Annotated in this window: 11 protein-coding genes and 1 tRNA gene; 1 reads left to right on the forward strand and 11 read right to left on the reverse strand. The window is 40.3% G+C overall.

The genetic code is table 11. The annotated features are described in order from the left end of the window. Positions 1–202 precede the first annotated feature (202 nt). The 4 genes from ODU50_RS03935 to ybeY form a co-directional block, all read right to left on the reverse strand. Positions 203–640 carry an N-acetyltransferase gene (locus ODU50_RS03935; RefSeq protein ID WP_105121841.1) on the reverse strand — a complete coding sequence of 146 codons (438 nt, stop codon included), beginning with the start codon at positions 638–640 and terminating at the stop codon, positions 203–205. A 561-nt stretch (positions 641–1,201) separates the two neighbouring features. Then, complete coding sequence (gene era / locus ODU50_RS03940; RefSeq protein WP_398581325.1) at positions 1,202–2,101, reverse strand: GTPase Era; 900 nt, start codon at positions 2,099–2,101, stop codon at positions 1,202–1,204. Between the two features lie 16 nt (positions 2,102–2,117). Further along, positions 2,118–2,519, reverse strand: coding sequence for a diacylglycerol kinase family protein (locus ODU50_RS03945; protein WP_012027339.1), 402 nt, complete (start codon positions 2,517–2,519; stop codon positions 2,118–2,120). Further along, positions 2,500–2,997 (reverse strand): rRNA maturation RNase YbeY, encoded by a 498-nt coding sequence (gene ybeY / locus ODU50_RS03950; protein WP_105153333.1) that lies wholly within the window; start codon positions 2,995–2,997, stop codon positions 2,500–2,502. Before ybeY ends, ODU50_RS03945 begins: the two co-directional genes overlap by 20 nt. Positions 2,998–3,096: 99 nt before the next feature. Here ybeY and ODU50_RS03955 point away from each other — a divergent pair, with 99 nt between their 5' ends. Further along, entirely contained in the window at positions 3,097–3,909 is an 813-nt protein-coding gene (locus ODU50_RS03955) for a MurR/RpiR family transcriptional regulator (RefSeq protein WP_105153332.1), read from the forward strand. Positions 3,910–4,012: 103 nt separating this feature from the next. Here the strand turns inward: ODU50_RS03955 and ODU50_RS03960 are convergent, their stop codons facing one another. The 7 genes from ODU50_RS03960 to ODU50_RS03990 form a co-directional block, all read right to left on the reverse strand. Then, complete coding sequence (locus ODU50_RS03960; protein ID WP_012027342.1) at positions 4,013–5,521, reverse strand: PTS transporter subunit EIIC; 1,509 nt, start codon at positions 5,519–5,521, stop codon at positions 4,013–4,015. Positions 5,522–5,548: 27 nt separating this feature from the next. Continuing rightward, positions 5,549–6,250, reverse strand: coding sequence for an N-acetylmannosamine-6-phosphate 2-epimerase (locus ODU50_RS03965; RefSeq protein ID WP_024382186.1), 702 nt, complete (start codon positions 6,248–6,250; stop codon positions 5,549–5,551). A gap of 310 nt (positions 6,251–6,560) precedes the next feature. Next, positions 6,561–8,054, reverse strand: coding sequence for a cholesterol-dependent cytolysin suilysin (gene sly, locus ODU50_RS03970; protein WP_012027344.1), 1,494 nt, complete (start codon positions 8,052–8,054; stop codon positions 6,561–6,563). A gap of 589 nt (positions 8,055–8,643) precedes the next feature. Next, positions 8,644–9,354 (reverse strand): HAD family hydrolase, encoded by a 711-nt coding sequence (locus tag ODU50_RS03975; RefSeq protein ID WP_248020924.1) that lies wholly within the window; start codon positions 9,352–9,354, stop codon positions 8,644–8,646. 53 nt (positions 9,355–9,407) lie between these two features. After that, complete coding sequence (locus ODU50_RS03980) at positions 9,408–11,147, reverse strand: ABC transporter ATP-binding protein (RefSeq protein WP_398581326.1); 1,740 nt, start codon at positions 11,145–11,147, stop codon at positions 9,408–9,410. Beyond that, positions 11,147–12,874, reverse strand: coding sequence for an ABC transporter ATP-binding protein (locus ODU50_RS03985; protein ID WP_029186307.1), 1,728 nt, complete (start codon positions 12,872–12,874; stop codon positions 11,147–11,149). The genes ODU50_RS03980 and ODU50_RS03985 overlap by 1 nt, the downstream gene beginning before the upstream one ends. A gap of 569 nt (positions 12,875–13,443) precedes the next feature. Next, positions 13,444–13,516 (reverse strand) — tRNA-Thr (locus ODU50_RS03990). Positions 13,517–13,728: the final 212 nt, after the last annotated feature.

Below are 13,728 nucleotides of genomic sequence, written 5' to 3' on the forward strand. Positions count from 1 at the left end.
ATCTATTTTCCGAGCTTTTAGCTCGGGTTCAAGTACGCTAACACTCGTCCTTTCTAACAAAATTACAAAGCAAATAGAAACCTGACCGACGATGCTTCGGCACCTAGGTCACGGTTGTCTTTTTTCAAAGAGGCCTAGGCAAGTTCAATTACAACACCTAACCGGCCTTCCTTTCTAAACTAAATTTTTGATTGATAACCTGTTAATCACTAGTCAAATCTAGAACATAGTGAACTGTTCGACTAACTTCTCGGAAGCCATGTTTGATATGAAAGTTCTGGCTCAGTAGATTGTCTAGTTCCGCATCAGACCCTAGTTGGCATACATCTCGGCTTTTAGCCCAACCCTCTGCAAAATTTAACAGTTCTTCCGCAATCCCTTGATTACGATAATTCGGACTAATAAAAATTCCTTCTAAATAGGCAACTGGACCCGCCTGACATCCTTCTACATAGTCGCGGCGAAGCGACAAACTAATCCACGCTATCGGCTCCTCACTTTGAGAGTAATACAAAAACCAAAAAGGAAACTCATTATTTGAAAATTTTTCTATCAAAACTTGCTCTTTTGTCTGCCAAACCTGACTTGCAAAAGTAGCCCAGATAGAAAGAGTCTGTTCATTAACTGCTCTAATTGTCATAATATCTCACCGTAACGACGGAAAACACCACAAAAGTGGTGCTTCACGCTTGAAATTGATTCTTTTCTATTCTGGTGAGACAAGTCACACCAGGCTACCTCGCTCTCTAGTTTTCAAGCTTGGGTTTTCACATGGTCACTTTCACATTCCTATGTGACCTGCTGAAACAGTCTATTCCCAGACTGCTTCGCTCCCCCGAACCTTCCTCGCTCTCTAGTTTTCAAGCTCGGGTTCAACTCGCCAAAGTTGAGTGCTTTGAAAAGCTACTCAACTTACGGCATCTCAAGCCCTATGCCACTTCTCAGAGTTCGTGTCAACATCTCAGCGCAGTGGTTGATTGGCAAATTCGTTCGTATTTCACACTCCAAATCTGACCTAATCAACTGTGCGGGGGTGAGAAGACGAACTCTTTTTTGACCATTTGAGTTCTTTCTCACTCCCTAGGCGACTTACTAGTTTCTCACATCATTCTAGAATGATGTGAGAAACGTCGAACACGTCCCCCGGACTACCTCGCTCTCCAGTTTTCAAGCTCGGGTTAAAAACGTCCCCCGGACGTTTTTAATACTCTTTCTCATTATAGCCAAAGTCGGCGAGGTCGAGTTTTTTGTCACGCCAGTTTTTCTTGACTTTGACCCAGGTTTCGAGGAAGACTTTGTCGCCCAACATCAATTCAATATCACGACGGGCCATGGAGCCGATTTTCTTGAGCATGGCTCCTTGCTTGCCGATGATGATGCCTTTCTGACTATCACGCTCAACCATAATCGTCGCTCGGATATGGACCTTGTCGGTAAATTCATCACGTTTCATGGACTCAATGACAACGGCCACAGAGTACGGAATTTCCTCACGAGTCAGGTGTAGAACCTTCTCCCGAATCATCTCAGATACCAAGAAACGTTCTGGGTGGTCAGTGATTTGGTCCGCAGGGAAATATTGGAAACCTTCATCCAGATTTTCCTTGAGAATTTCCATGAGACGATTAACATTGTTCCCTTGGGTAGCAGAAATTGGCACAATTTCCTTGAAGTCCATCTGTTGACGGAAATCATCAATCTGTTCCAAAAGCTGGTCTGGATGAACCTTGTCAATCTTGTTAACCACTAAAATGACTGGAACCTTGACCTGTTTAAGGCGTTCCATAATCATGTCGTCACCCTTGCCTCGTTTTTCATCGGCTGGCACCATAAAGAGGACCGTGTCCACTTCACGCAGGGTGCTGTAAGCAGATTCCACCATAAAGTCACCCAAGGCCGTCTTAGGCTTGTGGATTCCTGGTGTGTCAATGAAGACAATCTGCTCTTCTTCTGTTGTATAAATCCCCATAATCTTATTACGGGTTGTTTGAGCCTTATCGCTCATGATGGCAATTTTTTGCCCCATTACATAGTTGAGAAAAGTTGATTTCCCAACGTTTGGACGACCTAAAATCGCCACAAAACCTGACTTAAATGTCATGTATTCTCCTTATATTCTAAAAAATAAAGTCCCAAATTTTCGGCACAAAGATAATCAATCCTGTCAACAAGGCAAATCCTGACACAAACAAGACTGCCCCTGCTGCCATATCTTTTGCATTCTTTGCCAACATAGAAAAATGATAGTCTGACGCCAAATCCACCACATTCTCAATAGCCGAATTCACAATTTCAAAAGCGATAACCAGACTAATACTGAGCAAGAGGAAGAGCCATTCTGTCACAGATACTTGGAAAATAAGTCCCGCAAGCACAACAAGGACAGCTGAAGCAAGGTGCTTCTTCATATTGCGTTCTTCCTTGAAAGCCGTCAACAAACCCGTTACTGCAAATTCTAGACTTGCAATCAATTCTCGGTTTTTCCAGCGATTTTTTGAATTATTCTCTTGTAAGTCCATAGGCCGTCAAAATTTCTTCTTGTAAACCAAACATTTCTGCTTCTTCTTCTGGCGTATAATGATCATAGCCATTGATATGCAGAAAACCGTGTACAGCTAAAAAGCCCATTTCGCGCTCGTAGCTATGTCCGTAATCCTCAGCTTGCTCACGCGCCTTATCGATAGAAATATACAATTCACCAATATAGGCATCGAAATCTTCCATCATTTCAGCTAATTCAGGATTGTCCAGTAAGTCTTCCTCATCAAAAACAATCTCCGACTCTGGCTTATATTCTAGGCTGACAACGTCTGTCGGACGGTCAATTCCTCGGTACTCCAAGTTAACCTCATGGACACGCTTATTGTCCACAAAGGTCACAGCCATTTCCTTATTCTGCTTGCCAATTTTTTCGGCAGCAAACTGGAGCAATTCCGTAATCTGCTCCTGCATTCGAGCAGAAACCTGCCCTGTTTCATCAATCATTTCAATATACATAATCTTACATTCCTTTTACGTTTCCATTATATCATAAAACCTATCAATGAGGGGGTTTTAGTGGTATAATGTCCTCAGAAGCTATCAGAGGAATGGAAAATGTTACAAACACCGAAACACATCACTGCCATCATTGAGTCTCATCTGGATCAGATGACTAGACTTGAAAAGCAGATTGCTAGTTATTTTACTCAGTTAGATCCATCTAGCGCCGATCTTAGCCAAGAAAACACTATACAGCAACTCTACATTTCTCCATCTGCTCTTACCCGTTTTGCCAAAAAATGTGGATTTTCCGGTTATCGAGAATTTGTCTTTGCCTTTCAAAATAACCAACAATACTTGGATAAACATTTTGAAAAATTACAGCGGAGCCTAACAAAAAAAGTCTTGATAGACTATGAGGAAATCCTAACTGCTACCAATAAACTCGTTGATGAAGAAAAATTGGAAGAAATTGCCAGACTGATTGACAGTAGCAAGCGTGTCTATTTTTACGGAATCGGCAGTTCTGGTTTGGTTGCAATGGAAATCAAATCCCGCTTTATGCGACTGGGTGTCGTCTGTGATGCAATTACTGATAAAAACAATCTTATTTGGACAACTACTATTTTAGACCATAGTTGCCTGGTTATCGGCCTTTCTCTGTCTGGTCAGACAGAAGAGGTCATGGAGCATCTCCACCTGGCTGCTCAAAAGGGGATTCCTACCGCCCTGTTAACAACTAAGAGTTTTCCCCATCCGACTTTTGACCAAATCATTCCAGTCGCCTCTGTCCGCCACCTCAATTACGGCAATCGTATCTCACCCCAAATTCCCCTGCTCATCATGCTAGATATTATCTACGCCTATTTTTTGGCTATTGACAAGGAGAAAAAAGAGAATATTTTCAAGCAAACTATTAGAGAATAATTCATCCATCTTTCTATTTCACAACACTCTTAAAAAGACAAAAAGCATTCAAAAATACCCGATAGGTACAGTTTGAATGCTTTTAATTCGCTTAAATCTAACTCTATTCTTCAAGACCAAGAATTTGATTGATTTCTTGGCTGTACAGAATAGCCTTACCTCCGAAAATAGCCTGTATTCCTCCTTTTACATCCAAAACAGCCGTTGCACCTATCGACTGAATAACTCCCTTATCCACAAGACCACTATTTCTGAGCGATACTCTTAACCGAGTCGCACAGGCAGTCACATTCTCAATATTATCTGCTCCACCAAGAGCATCGATGATAGCAATTGCATTATCACGAAGACTAGAACCGTTTGATAAAACTTTTTCAGAATGCGATGCTTGATCACTGCTTTCCATACCAGGAACTAGCACGTGAAATTTGGTTACTAAAAATTTGAAAACTAGATAATAAACTGCTGCCCAAAGCAAGCCAACAGGAATCACGTAAATCCAATTGGTTTTGTCATTTCCTTGGAAAACACCAAAAATCAAGTAATCAATAAGCCCTCCAGAAAATGAGTTCCCAATACGAATTTGCAGGAGATCCGCAACTAAGAATGATAGTCCATCTAAAAATGCGTGAACAACATATAGCCATGGAGCAACAAACAAGAAAGAAAACTCGATTGGTTCAGTAATTCCTGTCAATAGGGAAGTTAATGCACTACTTGAATAAAAACTGCCAACCTTCTTACGATTTTCCTTAGGAATTGCGTGATACATAGCCAAACAAGATGCTGGTAGACCAAAAATCATCGTTGCAAATCGACCAGCAAAAAATCGAGTTCCATAAGTAAATAAGCCTGTATGGTTCGCATCTGCTAATTGAGCAAAGAAAATATTTTGCGCACCTTGGATTGTCTCACCTGCTACCACTTCACTTCCACCTAATGAAGTATACCAAAACATTGGATAGATGGTATGGTGCAAGCCAAATGCACCTGTCAAACGTAATCCAAAACCATATAAGAAGGTTCCAAAACTTCCCATCTCTGCTATTGCCTTACCAAAATCAACTAGCAAATTCTGAATCGGTGGCCAAATTATATAAAAAATGGAGCCAATCGCAATTGCTGCAAATGATGAAATAATTGGAATAAAACGAGAGCCCCCGAAGAAACCAAGAAAGGCTGGTAATTCAATTTTTCGATATTTATTGTGTAAAGTTGCAACAGTGATACCAATCGCTAAAGCGCCCAAAACTCCAGTATCAATGCTTGCTCCCTTATCTGCAAAAAGAGTTAAAAATCCACTAATAGTAGCCGTGTAAACCAAGTATGCAACCCCAGCAGATAGGCCAGCAGTCCCCTTATCAGCATCTGCCAAACCTACAGCAACACCAATTGCAAAAATCAATGCTAAATTCGCAAATACCGCACTACCTGCCGTACTCATGATAGTGAATACAGCTTGCAACCACGCTTGATCCAATACAGGAAATTGTGCTACAGCATTACTATTTGATAAAGCGCCTCCAATTCCCAGTAAGAGACCAGCAACAGGCAAAATTGAGATTGGCAGCATAAAGGCCTGCCCTAGCTGAGAAAACTTCTTAAAATTCATACTCCATTCCTTTCTATAACCTATTTATTATTTATGTAAAGCACTAATAAACCGCTCTGCGATTTCCTTTGGACGTGTAATTGCACCGCCTACAACAATTCCTGCCACACCTAAATCATGAATAATTTTTACTTGGTCAGGATAGTGTATTTTTCCTTCCGCTATCACATCGATACCTGCTCGGCACAAGCGGTCAACCAATTCAATATCTGGTCCCTCCTCCTGCCTACTATAGGATGTATACCCCGAAAGTGTTGTCCCAATGAAATCGATGCCTGCTTCATAAGCAGTTAATCCTTCCTCAAAGGTTGAAATATCTGCCATAAAAAGTTGTTCGGGGTATTTTTCCTTGATTTGATTAATGAAATCAACAATATCGAGTCCGTCATAACGCTCACGCTTGGTACAATCAAGAGCAATGACTTCAATATCTAGAGCTGCTAACTCGTCTACTTCTCGCATCGTAGCCGTAATAAAGGGCTCTTGTGGAGGATAGTCTCGCTTGATAATTCCGATAATTGGTAAAGTAGTTACTTCTTTTATCTCCTTAATATCTCGTACACTATTGGCCCGAATACCGACAGCCCCTGCTTCTTGGGCAGCCTTGACTAGTAAAGGCATAATACCGCCTTCTTCCCTATACAGAGGTTCGCCTGGTAAAGCCTGACAAGAAACGATAATACCGTCCTTAATTTGTTGCTTTAAATCTGTCTTACTAATAGTGCCCATTATGTCATTCCTTTCTGCTCCATACTAGAGGTAGCGCTTACATTTTTTATTATATAGTATATTATTATTTTTTCAATAACCTCTTTTTATTTAGAATGTAATTTCGATTTTTGTAGAAATACAAAAAATCCTGAAAATAGTTTCAGAACGAGTTCTCATACCTAAAAGTAGTTTTTAGGAAAATATAAAAGATTCTACCCAAAATTTGAATAGAATCCTTATTTTAATACCATTTTCTTGTGATAAGTTTCTGACGAATAGTGTTTAGCTCCTAGCCTCTGTGGCTAAGAGAGTATAATACATTGCCAGATTACTCTATCACCTCATCCGCATACTGTGGGTATAACGTTGTTCCCCAGATGGTTATTTTACGTTGACCAACAAGTGGTAAATCTTTGTCATAAACTGTTCTCCACCACTCCCATGCTAATCCTGTACATTCTTGAATATTGACATGAAGATTGCGAGCATTTCCTGGAATTTGAATGGTTTCACTCCAGTGTGAGGTCAGATTTACACCATTCTTATCCCAAGCTTTTGGTTCCCAAACTTCTTCTCCAGCTTCATTGTAAGATACTTCTTCCCAAGTAATGTTGTATTTCGCAACATAAGCACCTGAATGATCCAATGTCAATGCACTGCTATTATGGACGGTTGAAGTTGTTTCTATGTACTCTGAATTGCTCAAAATCTGAGCAGGTCTATTGTCTTTGACAAAGTTGGTTGAATACGAAATCGGAACACCTGGATTGAGTTTTCCGTATCTTGCACCTTCTTCAATAATCTTCTTCAGTGTTTCAATATTTCCGCTCACAACAGTAGCCGCGCTACCTGCATCCCCACCAAAAATATAAGCAGAGAATGAAGTATTTTTCAGAATGTCTTGATACTCAGCATTGCCACTAATATCAACGCCTTTGATGGCTGCTTTAAATGCGGCTTGAACTTGGGTACTCCTACTGCTAGTTTCTAACTTGATGAACATAGAGCGTCCATAAGAAACGCTGGAAACATAAACAGGAGGTACCTCATCTGTTATCCCATTTCGTTTCAAATCTTCTACAGTTGTCCCTTCTGCAAAAAGCTTGCTTGGAGATTCTGGTTCATCAACACTAACTGTATAATAAATTTGTTTAAAGTTAACAATCTGAACCTGTTTTTCACCCGAATTCACGGCATCAAAATTGATATCTAATGGTACAGCAATTTTTTCAAAAGAGGTTCCGAACTTCGTTTTCAATTGTGACATACTGTATGCCATTGTTTCATCATATTGAAGCTCTGCTTGGGTATTGCCATACTCTCCAGCATACGTATTATTCCATTTAGACAGAAGGTTATTCACCCCTGTTCGAACAGTACTTCTTGTTGGAGAATTTACAACAGTGTGGCTATCCCCATTGGCCAAACCAGGTAAATTCAAACTAAGCGTCAGATCTCCCCGCGCAATACTGATAAGCGTTGGATTATTATCCAGAAGATTTTGGTCAGCACGCAATAAAGCACCTGGATAAATATTTGCAGCCTTAGCATCAATAACAGCAATATCTGCACTATTGTTCGTAATATTTTTCTTTTCTCTGCGAAGTACCACAAAACGTCCGTTTTCTAACATACCAGTTGTTGCTGGCGGATTATCAATGTATTCTCCCTCATTTGTAAGAATCTCTTGTGGCTCGTAAGTCAAGCTTTGAAAATACTGATTAATATCTTGTTTGGAATCTGCAAGAACACTCAATGGTGTGACCCCTACGAGCGCCAAACTGACTATTGAGCTTAAAATCAAGTGCGAACTTTTTCTCATAAGTTTTATCCTTTCATGTTTTCACTAATGAAATGAATAGACATAAAAAATGGTATTAAAAAAACAAACGTTTGCGAGTTCATTCTGCACCTTTTTAGATAAGTTGTCAAGACTCCTTGAGATGGAAAACAGATAAAAAACAGATTATACCCCTCTATTTGTTGTTTTTCCAACAATTTCCGGAACGTTTCTGTAAAAAATCTATCCATTTTCTGTTTTTTCTGAATTTCTGTCAGTTTTTCATACACATTATCACTTATAAATATTTGTAACGATAACTAGATATTATAGTCGTTTAGTTCGCTTTTAGTACAAGGCAACGAGCTGCAGGTTGCTAGAACAGCCTAGAGGCTGTTCTAGGTTGGAAATAAGACATGCGAAGCAAGTCACTTTCGCGGAGTACGGCAAAGCGAGTTCAAACAATCCAGTGGAGTGTTTGAAGTAGGAAATAAGAAAACGGAGTTTCCTCTTGCGTCGAAGTAATTAAAGATAAACTAAATGACTATACCTCCTCTTTTTGAACACAAAAACTCCCCCGACTAGCTTCTAATCCTATTAAAAACTTGTTAGGAGAGTTATTCCATTTTATTTATCCAATCGGCTTTATGATGTTTTTGATAAGGGAATCCAGATTGAACCATTCGTCAATCATATAATCTGCCTGAAAGGAACTTTCTGGCTCTGACCGTTTTCTGTGATTAAACCAGACCGCTTGCCAACCAGCTGTTTTTGCCCCGATGATGTCATTTTCAAACGAATCCCCTAGATAACAAATATCTTCGCCTGACATCCCCAAACGTTCTTCCATTAGTTGAAAAATAGCAGGATTTGGCTTTGTGATACCAACTTGTCCAGAAATAAGGACATGTTCTAGCTCAAACCAATTAACTAACCCCATCGTGCGTATCTTTCTCAACTGATGTTTATAAGGTCCATTCGTAATAATCCCCATTGTAATTCCTTGCGCCTGACACCACGAAAATATTTCTGGAAACACTGGACTGAGCTCTATCTGCCCTTGAAAATAATCATAATCTATTTGAATAGCTAAGGCTGTTGCATCAGACACCTGATACCCAAAATCTGCCAAAGCATGTTTCATCCGATAAATATGACTGTCTTTCAGACTCATCTTTCCAGTTGCTGTCGCTTCAAATACTTCATCCGCATATCTGCGAAAGGAAAGGTAGAGTGGTTCAATTTGCTCCCTTGCTACTTCAATATGTCTTTCCAAAGCACGTTCAAACGGTTGAATCTGATCATAAAGCGTATCATCTACATCAAAAACTAAGGCTTTCATGAGTCAATTATAGCAAAAAATTCCAGCCAAAGCTTGGAATTTTTAACTGCTTATTACACCTTTGCTTGAATCTCATGCATTTGAGCATATACTCCACCACGTGCAACCAATTCTTCATGTTTCCCATGTTCAATAATTCGACCTTGATCTAAGACAAGAATCTGGTCTGCATTTTGAATGGTAGAAAGTCGATGGGCAATAATAAAGGTTGTCCGACCTTCTTTCACCACTTCCATAGCATGTTGGATAAATTCTTCCGTCTCCGTATCAATATGAGAAGTTGCTTCATCCAATATCAGAATTTTAGGATCAGAGTAGAGTGTCCGCGCAAAGGCAATCAACTGACGTTCCCCACTTGAAAAGGCCGCCCCCTTCTCAACAACCGGTTCATCAATCCCTTTCTCTAAGTGAGATAGCATAGGCCCTGCACCAACTTTTTCTAGCGCCTGCAGGATTCTTGTTCTATCTGCTTCCTCTTCATTCATGGAAACATTGCTGGCAATCGTCCCTGTAAAGAGATAGGGATCTTGCAAAACAATCCCCATGTGACTGCGTAGGCTTTCACGAGAATAATCACGGATGTTTTTCCCATCAATCAGTACACGTCCCTCCTGTGGATCATAGAAACGATAGAGGAGGTTCATAATAGAAGACTTACCAGACCCAGTATGCCCAACCAGAGCAACTGTTTCTCCTTTTTCTGCCCGAATGGTAATATCTTTCAAAACTGGTCTGTTTTCTTCATAGCTAAAGTTCACATGTTCAAACACGACTTGCCCTTGTTCAACTTCCAAAATACGATCACAGTCGTCCTCCACCTCTTCTTCTAGAAGGGCCATTAGACGCTTACCTGTTTCAAAAGAGCGAAGCATATTTGGGAACTGTTGAACCAGCGCTCCCAAAGCAATGAAGACTCCTTCGATATAGTTGACATAAACAAAGAGTTTCCCAGCTGTAACTCCATCCTGTCCCGCAAGAAACTGATAGCCGACTACCGTTAAAATCGCAGCAATGACCAAATTTTGCAGAAAACCACTCAGATTCCACGTGGCAAGAGACTGGGCCCAGATAATCTTATTATCTGCCCGACGCATCTTGTCAGCAGTCACTTCAAATTCTCTCATGATGCGCTCTTCTTGTCCAAAAAGTTGAATCAAACTTGCACCATTCATGGTCTCATTCACCTGCGTATTGACGTCACTCCTTGCATCATAAAAATCCTTCATTGGCTTGTCTGTCATTTTCTTGTAAGCAAATTGAATGCCGATATAGAGTGGTATTAAGAGTAACATCAGCCAACCGAGACTCCTATTCATGTAAAATAGGACACCGTATGTAAAGAGCAAACGAACAATATTGTTAAAGGCATTAACTAAGATCCCATAAAATTGTGTCCGCAGGGTTTCTGTATCATTGACAATTCTAGTTGCAATTTTTCCAGCGGGCTTATCATCAAAATAAGAAATAGGCAACCGTTGCATAACATCGTAGGCTTGATTACGCAGATTTTCAGCAATACGATTGGCGCAATGCATGAGTAAACGCATAGATAGGTAGAAGCCAATAGCTCCTAGAATAATCATTCCCATGTATTGAGCTGACTGGTTTAAGAAAACAGCTTCATCAAAGGGCAATCCCTTGCTTAAATCCGTAATCGGTCCATCAATCGCCTGCTGAATCAGCAGAGGAGCCAATCGAACCATGGTCGAAGCCAATAGATAGAAGCCGACAGCTACTATAAATAGCCACTTAACACGACCGATTTGTTTTAATAAAAAACCTAAAATAGTCATTACTCTCCTCCTTCCTGGCTTTGTTGTCGTTGGTATTGTTCATAGTACCAACCTCTTTGGGCAAGCAAATCAGCTGGACGTCCTTCCTCAACGATACGCCCCTCATCCAAGACTAGTACCCAGTCTGCATGATTGACAGCAGATAGACGATGGGTCACGATGACATTGGTTTTGCCTGCACGTTCTTTTTGAATATTTTGGATAATCTGGCGTTCTGTCCGAGCATCCACTGCCGACAAAGAATCATCTAGAATTAACAAATCTGGTTCTCGCAGGAAAGCACGGGCGATGGAAATCCGTTGTTTCTGACCGCCAGAAATAGATACACCACGCTCACCAATCATGGTATCAAGACCATCACTCATCCGTTTTAAATCTTGACTAAAAGCTGCTGTGGCAATGGCTTGTTCAATCTCCTCAGAGCTACTAGCTACTTTCCCAAGGGCAATATTTTCTCCAACAGACCTTGAAAACAAAATGTGTTCTTGTGGAACATAGCCAATTTTTTCCTCTATACTAGAACGTTTAAAGTCTAAAACAGATTGATGATTGATGAAAAAATTTCCCTGACCAATCGGATACTGGCGTAAGAATTGGCGAACCAAGGTCGTTTTTCCCGAACCAGTCTTCCCAACGATACCTACAGTTTGCCCTGCTTTCAGTGTCCAATTGATGTCCTGTAGGCTGGCTCTTTCCGCCTGTGGATAACTAAAGCTATAATTTTTGAAGGAAATACTAGACAGCTCTGCAATTTCCTTAGAACCATCAGCCTCCAAATCATCACCCGTCTCAATCAGCTCTTGTAGTTTTTCAAAAGATGTCTTGCCAGTTTGATAAACAAGGATAAAATCTGCCAGTGTCCAGAAGGGCTCTAAGAGCGAACCAACATACAATTGAAGGGCAATTACTTGTCCCAAGGTCAGTTGCCCTGCTTTCACGGCTTGTGCCCCCATGAGAAGCACGAAAATAGTAGATAATCCCAAACAGACTGTAGCTAATGGATTATACAATGATTGCAAGGAAGTGATGCGATCCCCACCCTGAGCCAATTGCTTGGTACGAGCTTGAAATTGAGCCTTTTGAGTTGCTTTTTTACTATAAGCCCGAGTCACTCGAATGCCTTCGATGACCTCCAAAACTTCATTATTGAGCTGGGCTACAGCTTCTCTATTGGCATCAATCGCCTTATCTTGTTTTCTCCCGATAAAAAATATACATAGTGTCATGAACAGCATCGGTAATAAAGCTACTAGCGAAATTTTCCAATCAATAAAGAACATCGTGGGAATGATAAAAGCCAACATACCGCCTGCATAGACGACAATCATAAGACCGTAACCCACCATCTCCATCAGGCCATCCACATCCGTTGAAAAACGAGTCATGACATCTCCTGAGCGGAATTTTTCATAAAATGGAGTCCGCATGGTCACTAATTTTTTAAAGGCACGTTGCTGCATATCAAACTTGAAATTAACAGAGGCCTGAAATAATTTCAGATGCCAAATGAAGGCTGTTGCATAGTTCAGCACTGTTACCAATAACAATAAGGTCATCTCCTGAACCAATATGGCCTGTGTTAATTCATTCTTGGTTAGTATATCGACCATCCGCTGAATGATTTGCGTTGGTAGCAAAAGTGTGGCGTCATAAATAATCAAGGTCACAGCAACCAATAGATAGAGCCACTTATGACGCTTGATATAGTCAAAAATTAATCGAAACATATATCTCCTTTACAAATCTATAACCTATCATTTGCCACTTTATTCAATCAGCAACAATTGATAGACGTTATACTCAATGAAAATCAAAAGTAGCCTAGAAAACGATGTCGAAGATAGAACTGGAGTTCATCAAGGCAAGTTGACAACGGATAATTTTGATTTTCGAAGAGTATTACCTTTCTAAGCGCACAAAAAAGCCTAGGGAAGCATCTCACTCCACCTAGGCTTGCGTAAGTCCACAAAAATAGACCGGCCCTTGAACATAGTCGACAATTTTTATCACACCATGACCACAGTGCTTGATTGTCTCAATGTTTCAAAATATAGCCCACGAAAAACGACAAAAGTTCATCAATGAGCTTTGTTTTCCTGCTTAGAAAGGAGTGTATGATAAAAAATAGCTTGCTGAATGACAAGTTGCTTGTTCATTTGTTTTACTCCTTTCATATTTCTAAGCCCTATTCTACCATAATAAACATTCATGTCAAGGGATTTTTTGACAATAAGAGCGAATTTAGGACAAAAATAAGAAAAAACCTTGTCAAACAAGGCCTTTCGATAGTATTCGATGCTAGTTGCCGGGATTGAACCGGCGACCTCATCCTTACCATGGATGCGCTCTACCGACTGAGCTAAACCAGCAGTACCTGACTAGTATATCATATATCTAAAAAAAGTCAAGGGATTTTTTGGAAATATTGAGAAAAATAAAGAGAAAATAAACCATTGAAAGTTCTATAATGAAGTTAGCCACCTTACCTTAGTCAAGAATTAGATGTTTCACTATGTTTGAGTAAGTTGATGATTTCATTTGATAACAGGCTTGAAGCTGTTAGGCTAGGTGGCCAAGGCTA

It is taken from the genome of Streptococcus sp. 2020WUSS084 (assembly GCF_044427445.1).
Taxonomy (GTDB): Bacteria; Bacillota; Bacilli; order Lactobacillales; family Streptococcaceae; genus Streptococcus; species Streptococcus suis.

What these genes read in the sequence shown, in the direction of transcription:
- ODU50_RS03935 (WP_105121841.1), bottom strand. Translation starts at nt 640, where the DNA reads ATGACAATTAGAGCAGTTAATGAACAGACTCTTTCTATCTGGGCTACT.
- era (WP_398581325.1), bottom strand. Translation starts at nt 2,101, where the DNA reads ATGACATTTAAGTCAGGTTTTGTGGCGATTTTAGGTCGTCCAAACGTT.
- ODU50_RS03945 (WP_012027339.1), bottom strand. Translation starts at nt 2,519, where the DNA reads ATGGACTTACAAGAGAATAATTCAAAAAATCGCTGGAAAAACCGAGAA.
- ybeY (WP_105153333.1), bottom strand. Translation starts at nt 2,997, where the DNA reads ATGTATATTGAAATGATTGATGAAACAGGGCAGGTTTCTGCTCGAATG.
- ODU50_RS03955 (WP_105153332.1), top strand. Translation starts at nt 3,097, where the DNA reads ATGTTACAAACACCGAAACACATCACTGCCATCATTGAGTCTCATCTG.
- ODU50_RS03960 (WP_012027342.1), bottom strand. Translation starts at nt 5,521, where the DNA reads ATGAATTTTAAGAAGTTTTCTCAGCTAGGGCAGGCCTTTATGCTGCCA.
- ODU50_RS03965 (WP_024382186.1), bottom strand. Translation starts at nt 6,250, where the DNA reads ATGGGCACTATTAGTAAGACAGATTTAAAGCAACAAATTAAGGACGGT.
- sly (WP_012027344.1), bottom strand. Translation starts at nt 8,054, where the DNA reads ATGAGAAAAAGTTCGCACTTGATTTTAAGCTCAATAGTCAGTTTGGCG.
- ODU50_RS03975 (WP_248020924.1), bottom strand. Translation starts at nt 9,354, where the DNA reads ATGAAAGCCTTAGTTTTTGATGTAGATGATACGCTTTATGATCAGATT.
- ODU50_RS03980 (WP_398581326.1), bottom strand. Translation starts at nt 11,147, where the DNA reads ATGACTATTTTAGGTTTTTTATTAAAACAAATCGGTCGTGTTAAGTGG.
- ODU50_RS03985 (WP_029186307.1), bottom strand. Translation starts at nt 12,874, where the DNA reads ATGTTTCGATTAATTTTTGACTATATCAAGCGTCATAAGTGGCTCTAT.